This window comes from Micromonospora sp. BQ11, from assembly GCF_052068135.1.
In the GTDB taxonomy this organism is placed as follows: Bacteria; Actinomycetota; Actinomycetes; order Mycobacteriales; family Micromonosporaceae; genus Micromonospora.
The window spans coordinates 40,650-59,827 of record NZ_JBQHDB010000017.1; the positions used below are offsets into that span (position 1 = coordinate 40,650).

Genomic DNA, 19,178 nt, shown 5'->3' on the forward strand with positions numbered 1-19,178 from the left:
ATGAACATCTGCGTCGTCGCCCTCGGGAAGATCGGTCTGCCGCTCGCCGTGCAGTTCGCGTCGAAGGGGCACCGCGTCATCGGTGCCGACGTCTCCGAGCGGGTCGTCAGCCTCGTCAACGACGGCGCGGTGCCGTTCCCCGGCGAGACCGACCTGGACGTGAAGCTCAAGGAGGCCGTCGCCGCCGGCCTGCTGTCGGCCACCACCGACACCGCCGCCGCGGTCGCCGACTCCGAGGCGGTCGTGGTGGTCGTGCCGCTGTTCGTGGACGCCGAGGGCGTGCCGGACTTCGGCTGGATGGACGACGCCACCCGGGCCATCGCCCGAGGGCTCAAGCCGGGCACCCTGGTCAGCTACGAGACCACCCTGCCGGTCGGCACCACCCGCAACCGGTGGGCGCCGATGCTCTCCGAAGGCTCCGGCCTCACCGCCGGCAAGGACTTCCACCTGGTCTTCAGCCCGGAGCGGGTGCTCACCGGGCGGGTCTTCGCCGACCTGCGCCGCTACCCGAAGCTGGTGGGCGGCGTCGACGAGGCCTCCGCCGCGCACGGCGTGGAGTTCTACCGGGCGGTGCTCGACTTCGACGAGCGGTCCGACCTGGCCCGGCCGAACGGCGTGTGGGACCTCGGCTCCGCCGAGGCCTCCGAGATGGCGAAGCTCGCCGAGACCACCTACCGCGACGTCAACATCGGCCTGGCCAACCAGTTCGCGCGCTTCGCCGACACCGTCGGCATCGACGTGCTGAAGGTCATCGAGGCCTGCAACAGCCAGCCGTACAGCCACATCCACTCGCCCGGCATCGCCGTCGGCGGCCACTGCATCCCGATCTACCCGCGGATGTACCTGTGGAACGACCCGGACGCCACCGTGGTCCGCTCCGCCCGCGAGGCCAACGCCGCGATGCCGCAGTACGCCGTCGACCTGCTCGCCGCCGCGTACGGCGACCTGACCGACGTCGAGGTGCTGGTGCTCGGCGCCGCGTACCGGGGCGGGGTCAAGGAGACGGCGTTCTCCGGCGTCTTCCCGACGGTGGAGGCGCTGCGGGCGCGGGGCGCCAAGCCGTACGTGTCCGACCCGATGTACACCGCCGAGGAGCTGACCGCGCACGGCCTGCCGCCGTACGACGGGCAGCCGGTCACCGCGGCCGTGATCCAGGCCGACCACGCCGAGTACCGTGCGCTGTCCGCCGCCGACCTGCCGAGCGTGCGGGTGCTGGTCGACGGCCGTCGGGTCACCGACCCGGCGCGCTGGGCGGACGCCCGCCGGGTGGTCATCGGCGGCTGACCCCCGCCGTACGCACGACGGGTCCCGACCTTCTCCAGGTCGGGACCCGTCTCGCGTCGGTGGGCTCAGCCCTGGTCGAGGCCGGCCGGTCGGTTCTCCACGTCGCGGGAGATGACCTCGCCCTTGGCGTCCACCCAGCCCTTCGGGCGGGCCGGGTTGCCGGCGACCAGCTGGTACGGCTGCACGTCCTTCGTCACCACCGAGCCGGCGGCGATCATCGCGTACTCGCCCACCTCGATCCCGCAGATCAGGGTGGCGTTGGCGCCGATGGACGCGCCGCGGCGGACCAGCGTGGGGGTGATGGTCCAGTCCGGGTTCTGCGCCCGGGGCCGGAAGTCGTTGGTGAAGACCGCGCACGGGCCGACGAAGACCTCGTCCTCGATGGTCACGCCCTGGTACACGGAGACGTTGTTCTGGATCTTGACGAGATCACCGACGGTCACCCCGGCGTCGACGTAGACGTTGCGCCCGATGACGCAGCCCGCACCCACCCGGGCGGTGGACCGGATGTGGGCCAGGTGCCAGACCTTCGTGCCGTCCCCGACCTGGGCGCCGGACTCCACGTCCGCGCTCGGGTGGACGAAGACGGAGGGGCGGTCGTTGCTGTCAGTCATGTCTGTCTGCTCGCATCGTCTCGGGGCGCGCCGTCGCGCCGAGTGGGGGCCTGTCCGGAAGCCGCGGGCCGCGGCCAGCGGGACGTGGTGCCGGCGCCATCCGGCGTCGGCACGATCCGGGCGGCGGGACCCGGCGTAGCATAACCAGCCGCCCGGCCCGCAGCGCTGGCGGCGGCTACGGCGAGTATGTCCAGATCAGGCTGAGGTAGGTGCCGTACCAGGCAGAGATCAGGGCCAGCAGCCCGAGGACGAGGATCCGGGTACGCAATCGCGCCCTGCCTAGCGCGACGGCCACCGGCAGCAGCAGCGCGAAGGCGGGCACCAGGTAGCGCCCCTTCGCCCAGTAGTACTCCTCGGTGCCAACGGTCAGGACGAGGAACGCCAGGGAGTAGACCACCACGGGCAGCGGGTAGCGGTCGAGCGCGAGCAGCACGACCAGCAGGACGGCGAGGGCCATCAGCAGCGTCGCCGTGTAGTAGGACAACGGCACTGCCTTGGTCAGCACCTGTCGGAACGTGGCGAAAGTATCCACGCCGCCGTCGAAGCCGATCTTCCAGGTGGTGCTCTGCATGTGGAAGTAGGCGTCGGCGCGTCCCAGCCGCTGGCCGATCCACGCCAGGTAGCCCAGGTAGCCCAGGGGGGCGAGCAGCCCCGCGGCCCACGGTCGCCAGCCGTCCTGGCGGCGTACCACCGCCACGAGCGCGGCGAGGCCGACCGCGGCGATCAGCGCGCTCGCCGTCGGGCGGCTGAAGCCCGCGATCAGGCAGAGCACCCCGGCCGTGAGCCATCTCCGGCGCAGCAGCGCGTACAGGGTCCACGCGACCAGGGCGGTGAACAGGGTCTCGGTGTAGGCCATGTTCTGCACCACCGCGTGGGGCAGCACCGCCCAGAGCGCCACCAGCAGCAGGGCGACGCGCCGGGAGGCGAGCTGGACGCCCACGGCGTAGATGCCCCACGCGGCGGCGAGACCGGCGACCCACGACACGACCAGGGCGGAGACCGGGATGGAGAACGGGGTGACGGCGGCGACCCCCGCCGTGAGGCCGGGGTAGAGCGGGAAGAACGGCAGGTTCGGCAACCGTGGCTTACCGTCCGGGCCGACGTTGTCCAGGCTCTGGTCGTATCCCTGCTCGGCGATCTGCGCGTACCAGAGGGAGTCGTAGCGGCTGTGCAGCAGCGACCAGAAGTCCGCCCCCGCCCGGTGCGCGAAGATCCACAGAACGATCAGCCCGACCAGTCGCAACAGGACGTAGGTGACCAGCGCCGGGGCCACGGCCGACAACCGCCGGCGCGTGCCGCCATCCGACGGGGGCGGCCCGTCAGCCGTCGTCGCGGAGGGGGACGACGACCGGCCGACTGTCCGGTCACGCACGCGGGCGGCGGCGCCGGAGGCCGTGTCGGCGAGGGGCTTCGTCGGGACGGTGGGGTCAGCGGACACGAGGCGTGACCTTACCCGACCCGCGGAATCGCCGGCATCGGCCGCAGGGCGGGGCGGACCGGCTGGGCGCGGCGATCGTGCGGGGTCAGGCCAGCAGCGCCGCGACGGCGTCGGCGGCGGGCACGTCGGCCGGCAACGCCCGCGCGTCGACGACGGCCGACACCGGCAGCGGGCCGTACAGGTGCGGGAAGAGCTGGTCGTGGCGGGAGGGTTCCCAGCGCAGCGCCGGACCCAGCCGGTCCTCGTCGACCGTCAGCAACGTCAGCCCGGTCACGCCGGTGAAGACTCGTCGGGCCGTCTCGACCACCTGGTCCGGGCCGGACAGGTGGATGAAGCCGTCCTGGTGGTCCATCGCGGTGCCGGTGAGGTGCCCGGCGGCCAGCGCGTCGTCCCACTCGGTCGTGGCCAGCAGCTTGTAGATCATTCCGGCAGGATAGCCAGGCCGGCCCTCCCGCCGTGGGCGGACATCTGCCACCATTCCCAGGTCGGCTGGCGAGGAACGGAGGGCACCGGGTGCGCATCCTGCTCGTCGAGGACGACCGTCGGGTCGCCGCGGCCCTGTCCTCCGCCCTGACCCGACGCGGGTACGAGGTGGAACACGCCGCCACCGTGGCGGCCGCCCTGTCGGCCGCACCGTGCGACCTGGTGCTGCTCGACCTGACCCTGCCCGACGGCGACGGCACCGACGTGTGCCGGGAGCTGCGCCGACGCAGCACCCAGCTCGGCATCATCGCGGTGACCGCCCGGGGCGAGGAACGGGACCGCGTGCTCGGCCTGCGCCTCGGCGCGGACGACTACGTGGTGAAGCCGTTCTCGATGGTCGAGTTGCAGGCACGGATCGAGGCGGTCCTGCGCCGCGCGGCGCACACCGTGCCGGAGCGGCACGTGATCGAGGCCGGCCCCGTACGCATCGACGTGTCCGCCCGCGCGGTGACCGTCGACGGCCGTGCCGTGCCGCTGACCCGCAAGGAGTTCGACATCCTGCTCTCGCTGGCCCGGCAGCCCGGGGTGGCGGTGCCCCGCGACCGGATCCTGCTCGACGCCTGGGGCACCACCTGGGCCGACCGGCACACCGTCGAGGTGCACGTCGGCTCCCTGCGCGGCAAGCTCGGCGACCCGCGCCTGGTGGAGACCGTCCGCGGGGTCGGCTACCGGCTGCGCGGCGAGTGAGGTCCCGGTGCGACGTCGCCTGGTGATCAGCTACCTGCTGCTGATGGTGCTCGTCCTGATGGCCCTGGAGACCCCGCTGGCGGCGACGCTGGCCAGTCGGGAGACCGACCGGGTGCGCGCGGACCGGCTCGCCGACGCGACACGGTTCGCGTCGCTCGCCGGGCCGGCGCTGCGCGGCGGCACCCCGGGACCGCTCGACAACGAACTGGGCAGCTACGACGAGCTGTACGGCATCGGCGCGGCGGTGGTGGACCGGGACCGCCGCACCGTGGTCGCCTCGGCGAGCTGGCGGACCGCCCCCGGCACCCGGGAGGCGCTGGACGTGGCGCTGTCCGGTCAGCAGGCCAGCGGGCCGGAGTCGGTCTGGCCGTGGGTGGACGGCCCGATCGTGGTGGCGGTGCCGATCAACGACGGCGGCGAGGTGCTGGGCGCGGTGGTCACCGCCACCCCGGCCGGCCCGGTCCGGCGTACCGTCACGGCCTGGTGGCTGCTGCTGACCGGGATGGGTCTGCTCGCCGTGCTGGCCTGCGTGCTCACCGCGTTCGGTCTGGCCGGCTGGGCGCTGCGCCCGGTCACCGAGCTGGACGCGGTCACCCACGAGATCGCCGAGGGCCACCGGAGCGCCCGCGTGCAGCACCGGCTGGGCCCGCCGGAGCTGCGCCGCCTGGCGGCGAGCTTCAACCACATGGCCGACGCCGTGTCGGACGTGATGGACCGGCAGCGGGCCTTCGTCGCGCACGCCAGCCACCAGCTGCGCAACCCGCTGACCGCGTTGCGGCTGCGGGTGGAGGAGCTGGGGCCGAGCCTCACCGACCCGGACGGCCGCGCCGAACACCGGTTGGCGCTGGAGGAGACCGACCGGCTGGCCCTCGTACTGGACGCCCTGCTCACCCTGGCACGCGCCGAACGCCGCGAGAACCAGCGGGTCACCGTCGACGCGGCCGCCGTCGCCGCCAGCCGGGTCGCGGCGTGGCAGCCGCTCGCCCGGCACCGGTCGGTCACGCTGCGCCTTACCACGGTCGACTCCCCGGCGTACGCGCGGACGGTGCCCACCGCGATCGACCAGGCGCTGGACGCGCTGATCGACAACGCGGTGAAGTTCAGCGGCGCCGGGGGAGAGGTGACCGTCGAGGTGCGGCCCGACGACGGCGGGACCACCCTGGAGGTACGCGACACGGGCCCCGGCATGACGGCGAGTCAGCTCGGGCAGGCGACGGAGCGGTTCTGGCGAGCGCCGGAGGTGCAGAACGTCGACGGCGCCGGCCTCGGGCTGACGATCGTCGCGGTGCTGGTCGACGCCTCCGGCGGCCGGCTCACCATGCGCCCCAACGCGCCCCGCGGCCTGGTGGCGGGCGTCTGGTTCCCCGCACCCGCTCCGTCCGTCCCGGCTCCCGCAGCCGCGCCTGCCGCTTCCGCGCCCGCCGCTCAACCCGCCTCCGCCCCCTCGGGGGCGGAGGCGGGTTGAGCGGCGTTAAGAAGGGGCCCTTCCTCTACGCCAGGCGTTAAGCGGGGGCCCTTCCTTTCACGGTTTCGCGGCGCGGTACCAGGCGGCGGCGCCGGGGTGCAGGGGCAGCGGCGCGGTCACGATGGCCGACCGGGGACTCATCCGTCCCGCCGCCGGGTGCGCGGCGGCCAGTTCCGTCCGCCGTTCCATGAGCAGCCGGGTCACCTCCCGGATCAGCGCCTCGGGCAGATCGGCGCGGACGACGAGGAAGTTCGGGTTCGCCACCGTGGTGACCGGGTCCACCCCGTACACCGAGCGGGGAATGTCCCGGGACACGTACACCTCCGGGTTGCGCGCGCGCAGCGGCTCGGTCCAGTCACCGAGGTCGACCATCCGGACGGGAAGGTCCCGGGCCAGCTCCTCGACGGCCCGTACCGGCAGGCCCCCGGAGAAGAAGAAGGCGTCGACCCGGCCGGCCCGGAGGGCGGCGACCGAGTCGTCCAGCCCGAGGTGCTGCCGGCGTACGTCGTCGGCGCCGCCGAGCCGAGCCGCGTCCAGCAGCCGGGAGGCGGTGATCGAGGTACCGGAGCCGGACGCGCCCACCGACACCCGTCGTCCCCGCAGGTCGGCCAGGCTCCGCACCGGGCCGCCCGCCGCGGTGACCAGGTGCAGCAGGTCGTCGTAGACCCGGGCCACCGCCACGACCGCCGGGTCCGTCGCGCCGGCCGGCGGGAGCACGTCGGCCTGCGTGAACCCGAGTTCGGCGGCGCCCGAGCCGACCAGCCGGACGTTCTCCGCCGACGCGGCGGTGACCACGACGCTGGCTTCGACGTTCGGCAGCTCCCGGTTGAGGATCGCGGCCAGGGACCGCCCGAAGGCGTGGTAGACAGCGGTGGGGCTGCCGGTGGCGATCCGGATCCGCACCGGCTCCTCGCCCCCCTCGCGGCAGCCGGCGGCACCGGGCAGGACCGCGACCAACAGCAGCGCCAGCAATGCCATCGGAGCGGACGGCGGCCGGGAGCGGGCGGACCAGGTACGGCTCACGCGCTGCACTGTGCGCCGACCGGGCGGCCCGGCGCAACCCTCAGGTGGCGATCATGCCGGTTGAGCCGGTGCCGGTGCGAGGGCGGTGGCCTCCAGGATCTGCTCCCGGTCCCGGCCCTGCGCCACGCTCACCACGAAGCAGCCGGTGCCGGGCCGTAGCAGCGCCGGCACGTCCAGCAGGGCCGCGCCCCGCACCAGCACGGCGGCGAGCTCCCGGTCGGTGAGCCGGACGCCGAGGATGTGCCGCCGGACGTGCCGGCCGCCGCCCAGCAGCGCGGCACGCCACGCCGCCGCGGCGAGCCGGGGCCGCCACACCCGACGCGCGGTCGACGCCCCGGGCACCGGTCCGCCCAGCAGCTCGCGGCGGCCCTGCCGCCACCCGGCCTCCACCACCTGCGTGTACGTGGTGCGGTGCGCGGCCGGCACGGAGATCCGGTGCAGTTCGTAGCGGCGACGCAGCCCGCCCACGGCCATCTCGTGGCGGACGGGTACGCCCAGCCGGTCCAGCAGCTGCCGCATCCGCTGCGCCGCCTCCTCCCGGTTGAACTCCACCGTCATCGGTGGGTGCACCGGAGCGGGCCGCCGGGAGTTCGACCCGGCCGGCGGTGTCATGCAGCGCAGCAGGCAGGCCGCCTCGAACGCGTCGGCCAGGGTCAGCCAGTCCAGGGGCGGCGGGGTCACCGGCGGCCGGGACCGGTCGAGCAGGATCAGTTCGGGGGACACCTCGGGCTCCTCGTCGGCGTCGTGTCCCCCTACCGTGGCGGCTGCGGCGCGCCGAGAGAACCGATCCGGGCGAGCCTTGAGGAAATCTTGCGGGTGCGGCCTACAGCTCGGACACGACCACGTCGACCTGACGTGGCCGGCCGGCCGGCGTCGGCTGCTCCTCGACCTGGTACTTGAGGTCCCGCAGGGCGCCCACCAGAGCGTCGGCGGTGCGCGGACGGGCGCCGGCGAGCAGCAGGTCACGGACCAGCCGGCCCTTGGTGGCCTTGTTGAAGTGGCTCACCACCGATCGGACGGGTGCACCGTCGACGTCACGCTCGTGCAGCACCCGCACGGTCACCGTGCGGGCGGCCGTCGCGCCGCGCGGCGTCCAGGTGGCCGCGTACGCGCCGGAGCGCAGGTCCAGCACCGGCCCGGTACCCGCCGCGGCGGTCATCGCGGGGGCCAGCGCCGTCCGCCACCACGTCGACAGCGCACCCACCCCCGGCAGTTTGGCGCCGACCGGGCACCGGTACGGGGGGATCCGGTCGGTGAGGCGTACCGCGCCCCAGAGGCCGGAGCTGATCAGCACCGACCGCCGGGCGGCCCGCAGCGCGGGGGCGGGCAGCGAGCCGAGGTCGAGCGCCTCGTACAAAACGCCGGTGTAGAGCCGCTCCGCCGGTGCGGTCGCCGCCTCCCGCAGCCGGGCGTTGCGCCGCAGCTCCGCCCGCTGGCCGGGGCTGAGCCCGAGCGCGGCCAGCGCCGCCTGCTCGTCCCCCGAGGTGCCGAGCGCGACCAGCGCCGCCAGCACCTCCTCCCGGGCCGACGTCAGCTCCGGCGACGAGAGCCGGGCGAGGTCCACCCGCCGGCCGGTGCCGGCGTCGGCCTTGCCCTCGGAGGGCGGCAGCAGGATGAGCATCGGTGGACTCCTCGGTCGGCCCGGCACGCGCCGGCTGCGGCCAGCGTACGGCCCGGCCCTACCGCCACGGCCGGACCGGCTGCTCCGGGTGGTACACGCGATATCCGCCGACCTCGACGACCAGCGCCGCGTCGGCCCGGTCGCCGAGCAGCCGCCGTAGCTTCCGCTCCAGCGCCGAGCCGGCCTCCACCACGTAGCCCGGCCGGGGGGCCCGCGCCACCTGCCGCCAGTACGCCGAGTAGCGGTTCTGCCCGGGCGTGAGCCCGTCGTCGAGGACGCCGCACACCACGTCCTCGCCGGTGTTGAAGATCAACCGGTTGCAGGTCCAGTAGTCCCCGTACACCTCCCGGGGCCCGCCGTCGCGGACCGCGTCGGCCAGCTCCCGGGCTCCCCGCTCCTCGGCCCGGCCGGCCTGTGTGCCGGTGATGGCGAACAGCACGGTGACCACCAGCGTGGCGGCCGCCAGAGCGGCCAACCCGGCGGTGGCGACCGCGCCGGCCAGCCGGCCGAGCACGCCGACCGTGCCCCGCCAGCAGGCCACGGCGACCAGCCACACCGGCCACAGGACCGCCGGCAGGGAGAGCTGGAGCAGCGACAGGTAGCGCGCGTTGCCCAGCGGGTCGGTGGCGGCCGAGGGGCTGCGCGCGTACGACAGCAGGGTCGCCGCCGCGCCGACGACCAGGGCTAGGTGCACGACCGGGGCGACCCGCCGGGCCCGTCCCGGACCGGCCGTCCGGGCGTACGCGACCAGCGCCACCACCGCGGCGATCACCAGCAGCACGGGGTAGAGCAGGCCGAACCACCGCGCCCAGGGGGCGCACCCGTCGATCGGGCAGAGGTTGTGGGCCAGCGGCACCCCCTCCAGCAGCGCGCCGCGCACCCGCTCCGGCCACGCCGGCACGGGCCCGGCCGGGGTGCTGATCTCCCGGAACACCGACAGCGAGTCCTCCCCGGGCGGGGCGACCAGGTTGCCGCGGATCATCGGAGCGACACCGACGGCGAACCCGGCCACCAGCAGCAGACCCGCCCAGCCCAGCAGTTCCCGCCGCGCCACCCAGAGCAGCACCAGACCGGCCACGGCCAGGTACGGCAGGATCAGCCAGTCCGACCAGACGGCCAGTCCGGCCAGCAGGCCGAACGCCCCGACGGCCAACCGGCGGCGGTGGACCGTTCCCTGGGCGAGCCCCACCGCCACCAGGAGCATCGCCAGGACCGCCACCTTCACCTCGGGCCGCCCACCGACCACGGTGAGCTGGTCCCGAACCACCCGTTCGGATCCGAGCGCGAGCAGACCGACGACGAACGTGGCGAACCACGGCGAGCCGATCCGCCGGGTCAGCCGGTGGACCAGCCAGAGGAACAGCGCGTACAACGCCAGCAGTGGCAGCCGCAGCACCGGCCAGCTCGGCCCGGCGATCGCGATTCCGGGCGCGGCCAGGTACGACTCGAGGACTCCCATGTAGCGCTGCCCGTAGAGGAAGACCGGGAACTCGCGTCCCTGGGCGATGTGCACCGCGATGAGTCCGAAGGTCGCCTCGTCGCTGTTCGACGGCGGCACCGTGGCAAGGGTCAGGACCAGCCGGTACCCGACCCCGGCGAGCCCCAGCAGCAGCGCCACGAGCGCCGGCCGGTCGAGCCGGGGACGCCACCGCCCGGCGCGTTCATCAGATCGCGACACGACCAAGGCCCCCGTCGTCGTCCCGACCGGAGTGTTTCACGTGGTCGTGAGGGACCGGGCCGGTTCGCTGCGACGGGGGTGCCGGTGGCGCCGCCGGCGATCGCCTCGCGTGGCCGAGGCGGCCGACGTGTGGCAGGGTTGCAGCGTGCCACCCACTCCCGCTGGCCAGCTGGCCATCCCCAACCTGCACCGGGCCGCGCGGATCGAGGACGCCGTGCACCACCTCGTCTCGCGCCGGCTGCGGCGGACCGGGTGGCGGACGAACGTCATCGCCTACACCGGCTACGGCGCGCCCGGCTGGGTACGCGTGATGTGCCGGGTGCTGCTGGGACGGCCGGACACCCGCCAGCAGGGCCGGCTGGAGAAGGTCCGGGGCTGGCGCAGCTTCACCACCCTGCCCGCCAAGCACGTCATGGTGACCATCGAGGCCGGCGGGGTGACGCACGAGACGCAGGCGGACCGCAGTGGCTTCGTCGACGTGACCGTCGAGGCCGACCTGCCGCCCGGCTGGGGTTCGGTGCGGATCACCGTGCCGGACGCCGAGCCGGTCGAGGCGCCCGTCCGCATCCTCGACCCCGAGGTGCGCTTCGGCATCCTCTCCGACATCGACGACACGGTGATGGTCACCGCGCTGCCCCGCCCGCTGCTCGCCGCATGGAACACGTTCGTCCTCGACGAGCACGCCCGCAACGCGGTGCCCGGCATGGCGGTGCTGTACGAGCGGCTGGTCACCGCCCACCCCGGCGCCCCGGTGTTCTACCTCTCCACCGGCGCGTGGAACGTCGCCCCCACGCTCACCCGCTTCCTGTCCCGGCACCTCTACCCGGCCGGGCCGCTGCTGCTGACCGACTGGGGCCCGACCCAGGACCGCTGGTTCCGCAGCGGCAAGGAACACAAGCGGATCACCCTGGCCCGGCTGGCCAAGGAGTTCCCGGAGGTCAAGTGGCTGCTGGTCGGCGACGACGGGCAGCACGACCCGGAGATCTACCGGGAGTTCGCCGCCGCCCACCCGGAGAACGTCGCCGGGGTGGCGATCCGGCGGCTCTCGCCCACCCAGGCCGTCCTCGCCGGTAGCCTGCCGGCCCCGGCCGGCAGCTCGTCGGCCGGTCCGGTGGGGCAGAAGTGGCTCTCCGCGCCCGACGGCGCGGGGCTGTGGAAGCTGCTGCGCGACGCCGGCCTGGTCTGAGCGCCGCCGACCGGCCCGCGCGGCTGTCTACGCGGCCTCGCGACCGAAGCGCCTGAGTTCCGGGCAAGATCGACTCGATGTCATTGACATCGGGGTGTCCAGGTGCGGTTTTAACCCCGATGTCAATGACATCGAGTGGATCATGAGCTGCCGACCGCCGACCGCCGACCGCCGACCGCCGACCGCCGACCGCCGACCGGGGTCAGGCGGGGCGGAGCCAGAGGACGCCGAGCGGGGGTACCCGTAGCGCTGCCGAGGCGGGCATGCCGTGCCAGGGCACATCCTCGGCGTGCACCCGGCCCATGTTGCCGACGCCGGAGCCGCCGTAGTGGTGCGCGTCGGTGTTCAGCACCTCCGCCCACGCGCCCCCGGCCGGCAGGCCGACCCGGTAGTCCTCCAGCGGCAGGGCGGAGAAGTTCGCCACGCACACCAACGTCGCGCCGTCCGGGGCGATCCGGACGAAGGAGACGGCGTTGTTGGCGACGTCGTCCCCGGCGATCCACCGGAAACCGGCCGGCTCGGTGTCCTGCGACCACAGGGCCGGGGTGTCCCGGTAGACGGCGTTCAGGTCGCCGACGAGGCGCTGCACGCCGGCCCGCGCCGGGTCGTGCAGCAGGTACCAGTCGAGCCCGCGCTCCTCGCTCCACTCCCGGTCGTCGGCCAGTTCGCAGCCCATGAAGAGCAGTTGCTTGCCCGGGTGCGCCCACATGTACGCGAGCAGCGCCCGCACGTTGGCCAGCCGCTGCCAGGTGTCACCGGGCATCTTCCCCGCGAGAGAGCCCTTGCCGTGCACCACCTCGTCGTGGCTGATCGGCAGCGCGTAGTTCTCGCTCCAGGCGTACGCCAGGGAGAAGGTGAGCTGATGGTGGTGGTGCTGCCGGTAGATCGGGTCCTTCGCCGTGTAGAGCAGGGTGTCGTGCATCCAGCCCATGTTCCACTTGAACCCGAAGCCCAGGCCGCCGCCGTCGGTGGAGCGGGTGACGCCCGGCCAGGCGGTGGACTCCTCGGCGATCATCACCACGCCGGGGTGCCGCCGGTAGACCGTCGCGTTCGTCTCCTGCATGAACGCGATGGCCTCCAGGTTTTCCCGGCCACCGTACTGGTTGGGGGCCCACTGGCCGTCGGTGCGGGAGTAGTCGAGGTAGAGCATCGAGGCGACCGCGTCGACCCGCAGCCCGTCGACGTGGAACTCCTCGCACCAGTACAGCGCGTTGGCGACGAGGAAGTTGCGCACCTCCCGGCGACCGTAGTCGAAGACGTACGTGCCCCAGTCCGGGTGCTCGCCGCGGCGCGGGTCGGGGTGCTCGTACAGGGGTGTGCCGTCGAAGCGGGCCAACGCCCACTCGTCCTTGGGGAAGTGCGCCGGCACCCAGTCGAGGATGACCCCGATCCCGGCGGCGTGCAGCCGGTCCACCAGGTACCGGAAGTCGTCCGGGTCGCCGAAGCGGGACGTCGGCGCGTAGTAGCCGGTGACCTGGTAGCCCCAGGAACCGCCGAACGGGTGCTCCATCACCGGCAGGAACTCCACGTGGGTGAAGCCCAGCTCGGTCACGTACGCGGTCAGCTGCTCGGCCAGCTCCCGGTAGTTCAGGCCGGGCCGCCAGGAGCCGAGGTGCACCTCGTACACGCTCATCGGCTCCTGGTGCGCGCGCCGCTGGGCGCGCCGCTCCAGCCAGACCGCGTCGCTCCACTCGTACGTCGAGTGGTGCACCACCGAGGCGGTGGCCGGCGGCACCTCCGCGTACGCCGCCAGGGGGTCGGCCTTGTCCCGCCACTGTCCGTCGGCGCCGAGGACCCGGTACTTGTAGCGGGCGCCGACCTGCGCGCCCGGCACGAAGACCTCCCAGACGCCGCTGGAGCCCAGCGAGCGCATCGGCCAGCCGTCGTCCGGCGACCAGCCGGTGAAGTCGCCGACCACCCGGACGCCCCGGGCGTTCGGCGCCCACACGGTGAAGGCGACGCCCTCGTCGAAGACGCGGGCGCCGAGGGCGTCCCACAGCCGTTCGTGCCGGCCCTCGCCGATCAGGTGCAGGTCCAGCTCGCCCAGGGTGGGCGGGTAGCGGTACGGGTCGTCGTGCGTCTGCCCGTCGACCTCGACCCGGTAGTCGAGCGCCTCGCCGGGGACCGTCGCCTCGAACACGCCCACGTCGTGCACCCGCTTCATCGGGTGGCGCTCCCCGCCGACCAGGACGGCCACGTCCTGCGCTCCGCGCCGCAGCGTCCGGATGGTGGTGCGCCCGTCGGCCGGGTGGGCCCCGAGCACCGCGTGCGGATCGTGGGTACGGCCGGCGATCAGCTGGTCCATCGTGGGTCGTCCTTCGTTGCAGCGGTCGGGGCGGTGCCGCCGGACAGGTCGTCGGGAATGTCCTCGACGGTCAGCTCGGCCGGTTGGACGGCGGCGGGCACGTCGGGCGCGTGGTGGACCGGTCGGCGCACGGTCAGCACGTGCGCCGGTTGAAGATACGGGTCGAGCCGGACCGCGTTGCGCTGCCCCCAGTCGTAGGAGGTGCCAGTCAGCTCGTCGTGCACGGTGAACCGTTCGTGCCAGTCGAAGCCCAGCGCCGGCATGTCCAGCGTGGTGTTGCCCCACTGGACGGTCCGCGAGTCGAACGAGCAGATCACGATGACCGTGTTGCCGGTGACCGGGTCGTGCTTGGACCAGCAGAGCAGCGCCGGGTTGTCGATGTCGTGGAAGACCAGGTTGCGCAGCTGGTGCAGGGCGGGGTTGTCCCGGCGGACCCGGTTGAGGGTGGCGATGAACGGCGCCAGGGACCGGCCCTGCGCCTGCGCGCCGGCCCAGTCCCGGGGACGCAGCTGGAACTTCTCGTTGTCCAGGTACTCCTCGGCGCCGGGGCGGGCCACGTGTTCGAACAGCTCGAAGCCCGCGTACATGCCCCACGAGGGGGAGAGCAGCGCGGCCAGCACCGCCCGGATCTTGAACATCGGCGGGCCACCGTGCTGCAGGGACTCGTGCAGGATGTCCGGCGTGTTCGGCCAGAAGTTCGGCCGCATGTAGTCGGCCGCCGCCACCAGCTCCTCGCAGTACGCGCGCATCTCCGCCGGCGTGGTCCGCCAGGTGAAGTACGTGTACGACTGCGTGAAGCCGACCTTGCCGAGCCCGTGCATCATCGCTGGCCGGGTGAACGCCTCGGCGAGGAACAGCACGTCCGGGTCGACCTTCTTGACCTCGGCGATCAGCCAGTGCCAGAAGTCGACCGGCTTGGTGTGTGGGTTGTCCACGCGGAAGATCCGGACACCCTCGCCGACCCAGTGCAGCACCACCCGCAGCATCTCGGCCCGGATGCCCTCGGGGTCGTTGTCGAAGTTCAGCGGGTAGATGTCCTGGTACTTCTTCGGCGGGTTCTCCGCGTAGGCGATGCTGCCGTCGGCCCGGGTGGTGAACCACTCCGGGTGCTGCCTCACCCAGGGGTGGTCCGGCGCGCACTGCAACGCCAGGTCCATCGCCACCTCCAGGCCCTGCTCGGCGGCGGCGGCGATGAAGTCGCGGAAGTCCTCCGGCTCACCCAGGTCGGGGTGGATGGCGTCGTGGCCGCCCTCGGCGGCGCCGATCGCCCACGGCGAGCCGACGTCGTCGGGCCCGGCGGTGAGCGAGTTGTTGGGACCCTTGCGGTTGACCCGGCCGATCGGGTGGATCGGCGGCAGGTAGAGCACGTCGAACCCCATCGCCGCGACGCCGGGCAGGCGGTCCATGGCGGTGACGAAGGTGCCGGAGCGGGCCGGGGCGTCCACCGTCGCGGGTATCGCGCCCTCGGAGCGGGGGAAGAACTCGTACCAGGCGGAGTAGAGGGCCCGCTGGCGGTCCACCCAGATCGAGTACGTCTCGCCGGTGGTGACCAGCTCGCGCACCGGGTGCTCCCAGAGCAGGTCGGCAAGGTCCAGCGCGGGGGAGACCCGCCGGGGCAGCGCCAGCGTGCCGTCCCGCAACGCGGCCACCGCCGCGCGCACCCGCGCGACCTCGGCCGCCGGCACCCGCTTGCGGGCGGCCTTCAGCACCCGCACGCCCTCGGCCAGGTCGTTGGCAAGGTCCTCCGGGCCCTGGCCGGCGGCGATCTTCTTGGTCACCGCGTTCTGCCAGGTCAGGTACGGGTCGGAGAACGCCTCGACGGTGAACGACCACGCGCCGACCGCATCCGGCCGGATCGTGGCGTGCCAGCGGTCCTGCCCCGGCTCGCCCGGCCGCATCCGGGTGAACGGCCGGGCCCGCCCGTCGGGGCCGAGCCAGACCACGTTGCAGCCGAGGGCGTCGTGCCCCTCCCGGTAGGCGCGCGCCGACACCGGTACCGGCTCGTCGACCACCGCCTTGGCGGGGTAGCGACCGCAGGAGACGACGGGGGAGACGTCTTCGATCGGGAACCGTCCAGTCACCGCTTCAACCTACTGCGCGAGATCGTCTCACGCGCGGCCAGCGCCTCCGCTTCCGTTCTCCGGGTGGAAGGCGGCAGCTCAGGCCGGCGGCTCCGCCGCCACGAACGACCCCTTGCCCTGGTGCACCTCGATCCAGCCCCGTTCGTCGAGCATCCAGAGGGCACGTTTGATCGGGTTGTCGGAAGAGTTGTACTGCCGTGCAAGTTCGGCGATCGTCGGCAACTTGTCGCCGGGCTTGAGGGTGCCGCTTCGGATCGACGCAACGACGTCGTTGACGACCTGCTCGTACACAGGCTTGCGGGGCATGGTGGAACCACCTCTCGTCAGCCTGTCCAGAATCGCACCAGGCTCGACACGGTGAGGATGCTGTGTTGACTCTGGCTACTTAGGGTCCTAAGTTGCTTCGTGTAGGGGTTCTCTTGTCAGCAGCGGAGTACCTCCGTTCGGGGCGGGGTGGTTCCCCCGTGCCACCTGTCCTGACCTGCAACTCCCGTGACCTACGAGGAGGCACAGTGCACGAGCGTCCGCCGGATGGGCCGCTGCCGCCCGCGTACCCGGTGCCGGGCGCCCGGCCTCCGCACCCCGACGGGGATCGGGTGCCCTGTCCGCCCCGCCGCGAGCACGCGCCGCTCACCCGGCGGCAGTACGCCTACGGCCTCACCATCGCGCTGTGCGTACTCGTGCTGTTCGTGGTGGGGATCGTGCGGTGAGCGGGACGGGCCGACGGTGAACGAGCTGCCGGTGGGCCGCCGGGTCGCCCAGTGGCGGGCGCGGCGGAACATGACCCAGCAGCAGTTCGCCGACCGCCTCGGCAAGTCCAAGAGCTGGGTGGACAAGGTCGAGCGCGGAGTACGCCGGCTGGAGCACGTGTCCAACCTCCGGGACATCGCCGAGGCGCTCCGGATCGACCTGCACATGCTGCTGGCGGAGGGACCCGGGCGGCCGGACCCCGTCGCCGGTGGCGTCGAGGGGATCCGGACCGCGCTGGCCCGGTACCACGTGCGGGGCTCGACCCCGACGCCGGCGGTCGAGGAGCTGCGCGCCCGGCTGGCCCACGCCGACCAGAGCTACCGGCACGCGCGGTACCCGGTGCTTCTCGCCCTGCTGCCCGGCCTGCTCGACGACGCCCGCGAGGCGCAGGCCGCCGGCCCCGGCGGGGAGAGCGACGCGCTGCTGGTGTCGGTGTACGGGCTCATCGCCCTGGTGCTGGTGAAGGTCGACCATGGGGAGTTGGCCTGGCTGGCCGCCGACCGTGGCACGGCCGTCGCCCTCGCCACGAACGACCCGCAGGTGGCCGCCGTCGCCGCCGTGGCACTGAGTCAGGCGCTGCGCTCCCGGGGTCGGCCTCGATCCGCCATGGAGGTCGCGCTCGTCGCCGCGCAGCGGATCAGGGTGTCCCGGTCCGATGGTGGTTCCCCGGCCGGCTCGTCGCTGCGCGGGACGCTGCTCCTCCAGGCCGCCCTCGCCGCCGCGGGCCGGGGAGACGAGCGCGGTGCCCACCAGTTGCTCGACCAGGCTGCGGAAATCACCCGTCACGTCGGGGCCGGTGACGCGGAGTTCGGCCGTGCGGCGGTCGAGGCGGCCCGGGTGGTGGCCGAGGCGGCCCTCGGCCAGGTTGCGGCGGCGACGGTACGGCACGAGCGGCTGGTGGCCGGCGACGAGTGGCGGTGGCTGCCGCCCGAGCACCGGGGCGCGTACCTCCTCGATGTGGCCCGCGCCTACACCCTGGCCGGCGAGATGTTCCGGGCCGGTCGGGTGGTGCTGGAGGCGGAGCGCACCGCCCGCAACGAGGTGCATGACCGGCCGGCGGCGCGGGAGCTGGTCGCCGTCGTGGCGCGGTCGGCCGATGCTCCGGCCGGTCTGGCCCAGCTCGCCGCCACCCTCCACGTCATCTGACGGATCCGACCTGACTGAGTTCGGCACGGTCGCCACCACCACCACCACCGCCGCCTGCCGACGCAGGATCTTCTCCACCGCCGAAAGCCACTCGATCAGTCTCGACGGCTGATCACGTACATGCGCAGGCGTTGTAGCGGCGGCAAGAGGCCGTAGATGACGATCGGGACTGCGATGGTGGCCAGTGTCAGGGTGCGCAGCACCGTCGGCGTGTCCCGGAGCAGGTCGTCGAGGAGCAGTTGCAGGACGGTGAGGGTGGGGAAGACTGCCAGCCAGATCATGAGGGCCAGGTGATGCCGGGGCGGCGGCCCGAGGCGCATCGGCGGACGGGTGATCGAGTCCTCGGACATGGTGAATTCTCCTTCGACGATGATGGGGTTGTGGGTTCAGTAGCCGTGGCGGCGGTCGGCGAGGACGGCCTCGGTGACGTGCCGTTCCTGTGCGGCCGAGAACGGGCGGGCGTCCGCGACGGCGCGCTGGACGTCCTGCTCGACCAGGTCGGCGTGCAGGCCGATGGCGGCGGCCGATCCGGCGCCGGCGGCGGTGATGACCTGGGCGCGCGGGTCGACGGCGTTGCCCGCGGCCCACACGCCGGGCACGCTGGTCCGGCCCGTCTGGTCGACGACCGCCCAGCCGTTGCCGTCCACCTGACAGCCCAGGCCGGTGAGCAGGCCGTTGGCCGGCACGAACCGGGGCCGGACGAAGATCGCCGCGGGGGCGACGACGCTGCCGCGGTCCAGTTCGACGCCGGCGAGCCGGTCACGGTCGATCACGAGCCGCGCCACCGTGCCGTCGACGATGCGGATATCGCGGGCAGTCAGCCGCTCCCGTTCATGCGGGGTGAGGTCGTGGGTGTGCGCGAAGAAGGCGACGTCGGGTGACCACTGCCGCACCAGCAGCGCGTGCTGCACCGCGTCCGCCGTGCCGCCCAGCACGCCGAGCGGCCGATCACGGACCTCGTAGCCGTGGCAGTACGGGCAGTGCAGCACGTCCCGGCCCCACCGCTCGGCGAGGCCCGGGATCGCGGGCAGGTCGTCGCGCAGGCCGGTGGCCACGAGGACGCGTCGGGCGCTCAGCGCTCCTGCGGTGGCCAGGTGGACCCGGAAGCCGGGTTCGATGCCAACCACGGTGTCGTCGATCAAGTCACCGCCGTACCCGGCCACCTCAGCCCGCCCGGCGGTGAGCAGATCGTGCGGCGGCATGCCGTCGCGGGACAGAAATCCGTGCAGGTGGGTGGCGGGGGCGTTGCGTGGCCGGCAGGCGTCCACGACCGCGACCCGGCGCCGGGCTCGGGCCAGCACCAGGGCGGCGTTCAATCCGGCGGGGCCGCCGCCCACCACCACGACGTCGTACTTTTTCAATGCGTGCTCGTTCATGGCGCCCAGGCTGCTCCGAGCCGTCCGGAAGCGGCAACTAT

The 19,178-nt window shown here is 73.5% G+C and carries 18 protein-coding genes; 6 read left to right on the plus strand and 12 right to left on the minus strand.

All coding sequences use genetic code 11. The features are described from left to right. A complete protein-coding gene (locus tag ACTMSW_RS27600; RefSeq protein ID WP_441183627.1) occupies positions 1-1,284 on the plus strand; it encodes a nucleotide sugar dehydrogenase in 1,284 nt (427 codons plus the stop codon). 65 nt (positions 1,285-1,349) lie between these two features. On the opposite strand, the gene ACTMSW_RS27605 is transcribed toward ACTMSW_RS27600, so the two are convergent. The 3 genes from ACTMSW_RS27605 to ACTMSW_RS27615 form a co-directional block, all read right to left on the minus strand. Next, positions 1,350-1,898 (minus strand): acyltransferase, encoded by a 549-nt coding sequence (locus ACTMSW_RS27605; RefSeq protein ID WP_441183628.1) that lies wholly within the window; start codon positions 1,896-1,898, stop codon positions 1,350-1,352. A 175-nt stretch (positions 1,899-2,073) separates the two neighbouring features. Beyond that, positions 2,074-3,336 carry a hypothetical protein gene (locus ACTMSW_RS27610; protein ID WP_441183629.1) on the minus strand — a complete coding sequence of 421 codons (1,263 nt, stop codon included), beginning with the start codon at positions 3,334-3,336 and terminating at the stop codon, positions 2,074-2,076. Between the two features lie 85 nt (positions 3,337-3,421). Beyond that, positions 3,422-3,760: a DUF952 domain-containing protein gene (locus ACTMSW_RS27615; protein WP_441183630.1), complete on the minus strand. Its 339-nt coding sequence runs from the start codon at positions 3,758-3,760 to the stop codon at positions 3,422-3,424. 89 nt (positions 3,761-3,849) lie between these two features. Here ACTMSW_RS27615 and ACTMSW_RS27620 point away from each other — a divergent pair, with 89 nt between their 5' ends. Next, entirely contained in the window at positions 3,850-4,506 is a 657-nt protein-coding gene (locus tag ACTMSW_RS27620) for a response regulator transcription factor (protein WP_441183632.1), read from the plus strand. Positions 4,507-4,513: 7 nt separating this feature from the next. Continuing rightward, positions 4,514-5,971: a sensor histidine kinase gene (locus ACTMSW_RS27625; RefSeq protein ID WP_441183633.1), complete on the plus strand. Its 1,458-nt coding sequence runs from the start codon at positions 4,514-4,516 to the stop codon at positions 5,969-5,971. A 57-nt stretch (positions 5,972-6,028) separates the two neighbouring features. Here the strand turns inward: ACTMSW_RS27625 and ACTMSW_RS27630 are convergent, their stop codons facing one another. The 4 genes from ACTMSW_RS27630 to ACTMSW_RS27645 all read right to left on the minus strand — a co-directional run bounded on the left by ACTMSW_RS27630 (position 6,029) and on the right by ACTMSW_RS27645 (position 10,293). Beyond that, a complete protein-coding gene (locus ACTMSW_RS27630) occupies positions 6,029-6,949 on the minus strand; it encodes a TAXI family TRAP transporter solute-binding subunit (RefSeq protein WP_441183749.1) in 921 nt (306 codons plus the stop codon). Between the two features lie 96 nt (positions 6,950-7,045). Continuing rightward, the gene (locus ACTMSW_RS27635; protein WP_441183634.1) at positions 7,046-7,717 is read right to left on the minus strand and encodes a hypothetical protein; all 672 of its coding nucleotides are present in this window, start codon (positions 7,715-7,717) and stop codon (positions 7,046-7,048) included. Positions 7,718-7,817: 100 nt separating this feature from the next. Further along, positions 7,818-8,615, minus strand: coding sequence for a peroxide stress protein YaaA (gene yaaA, locus ACTMSW_RS27640; RefSeq protein WP_441183636.1), 798 nt, complete (start codon positions 8,613-8,615; stop codon positions 7,818-7,820). Positions 8,616-8,673: 58 nt separating this feature from the next. Further along, the gene (locus ACTMSW_RS27645; protein ID WP_441183637.1) at positions 8,674-10,293 is read right to left on the minus strand and encodes an ArnT family glycosyltransferase; all 1,620 of its coding nucleotides are present in this window, start codon (positions 10,291-10,293) and stop codon (positions 8,674-8,676) included. A gap of 145 nt (positions 10,294-10,438) precedes the next feature. Between ACTMSW_RS27645 and ACTMSW_RS27650 the strand changes: the two genes are divergently transcribed. Continuing rightward, the gene (locus ACTMSW_RS27650) at positions 10,439-11,479 is read left to right on the plus strand and encodes an App1 family protein (protein WP_441183638.1); all 1,041 of its coding nucleotides are present in this window, start codon (positions 10,439-10,441) and stop codon (positions 11,477-11,479) included. A 202-nt stretch (positions 11,480-11,681) separates the two neighbouring features. On the opposite strand, the gene glgB is transcribed toward ACTMSW_RS27650, so the two are convergent. From glgB to ACTMSW_RS27665, 3 genes are all read right to left on the minus strand, one after another. After that, entirely contained in the window at positions 11,682-13,784 is a 2,103-nt protein-coding gene (gene glgB / locus ACTMSW_RS27655) for a 1,4-alpha-glucan branching protein GlgB (RefSeq protein WP_441183639.1), read from the minus strand. Next, entirely contained in the window at positions 13,772-15,865 is a 2,094-nt protein-coding gene (locus tag ACTMSW_RS27660) for a maltotransferase domain-containing protein (protein ID WP_441183640.1), read from the minus strand. The genes glgB and ACTMSW_RS27660 overlap by 13 nt, the downstream gene beginning before the upstream one ends. A gap of 78 nt (positions 15,866-15,943) precedes the next feature. Next, entirely contained in the window at positions 15,944-16,156 is a 213-nt protein-coding gene (locus ACTMSW_RS27665; protein ID WP_441183641.1) for a winged helix-turn-helix domain-containing protein, read from the minus strand. A 221-nt stretch (positions 16,157-16,377) separates the two neighbouring features. Between ACTMSW_RS27665 and ACTMSW_RS27670 the strand changes: the two genes are divergently transcribed. Together ACTMSW_RS27670 and ACTMSW_RS27675 are read left to right on the plus strand one after the other, a co-directional pair. Further along, complete coding sequence (locus tag ACTMSW_RS27670; protein WP_441183642.1) at positions 16,378-16,575, plus strand: hypothetical protein; 198 nt, start codon at positions 16,378-16,380, stop codon at positions 16,573-16,575. Positions 16,576-16,591: 16 nt separating this feature from the next. Beyond that, a complete protein-coding gene (locus tag ACTMSW_RS27675; RefSeq protein ID WP_441183643.1) occupies positions 16,592-17,761 on the plus strand; it encodes a helix-turn-helix domain-containing protein in 1,170 nt (389 codons plus the stop codon). 95 nt (positions 17,762-17,856) lie between these two features. On the opposite strand, the gene ACTMSW_RS27680 is transcribed toward ACTMSW_RS27675, so the two are convergent. Continuing rightward, positions 17,857-18,111 (minus strand): hypothetical protein, encoded by a 255-nt coding sequence (locus ACTMSW_RS27680; RefSeq protein ID WP_441183644.1) that lies wholly within the window; start codon positions 18,109-18,111, stop codon positions 17,857-17,859. Positions 18,112-18,147: 36 nt separating this feature from the next. Next, positions 18,148-19,137: an NAD(P)/FAD-dependent oxidoreductase gene (locus ACTMSW_RS27685; RefSeq protein WP_441183645.1), complete on the minus strand. Its 990-nt coding sequence runs from the start codon at positions 19,135-19,137 to the stop codon at positions 18,148-18,150. Positions 19,138-19,178 lie beyond the last annotated feature (41 nt).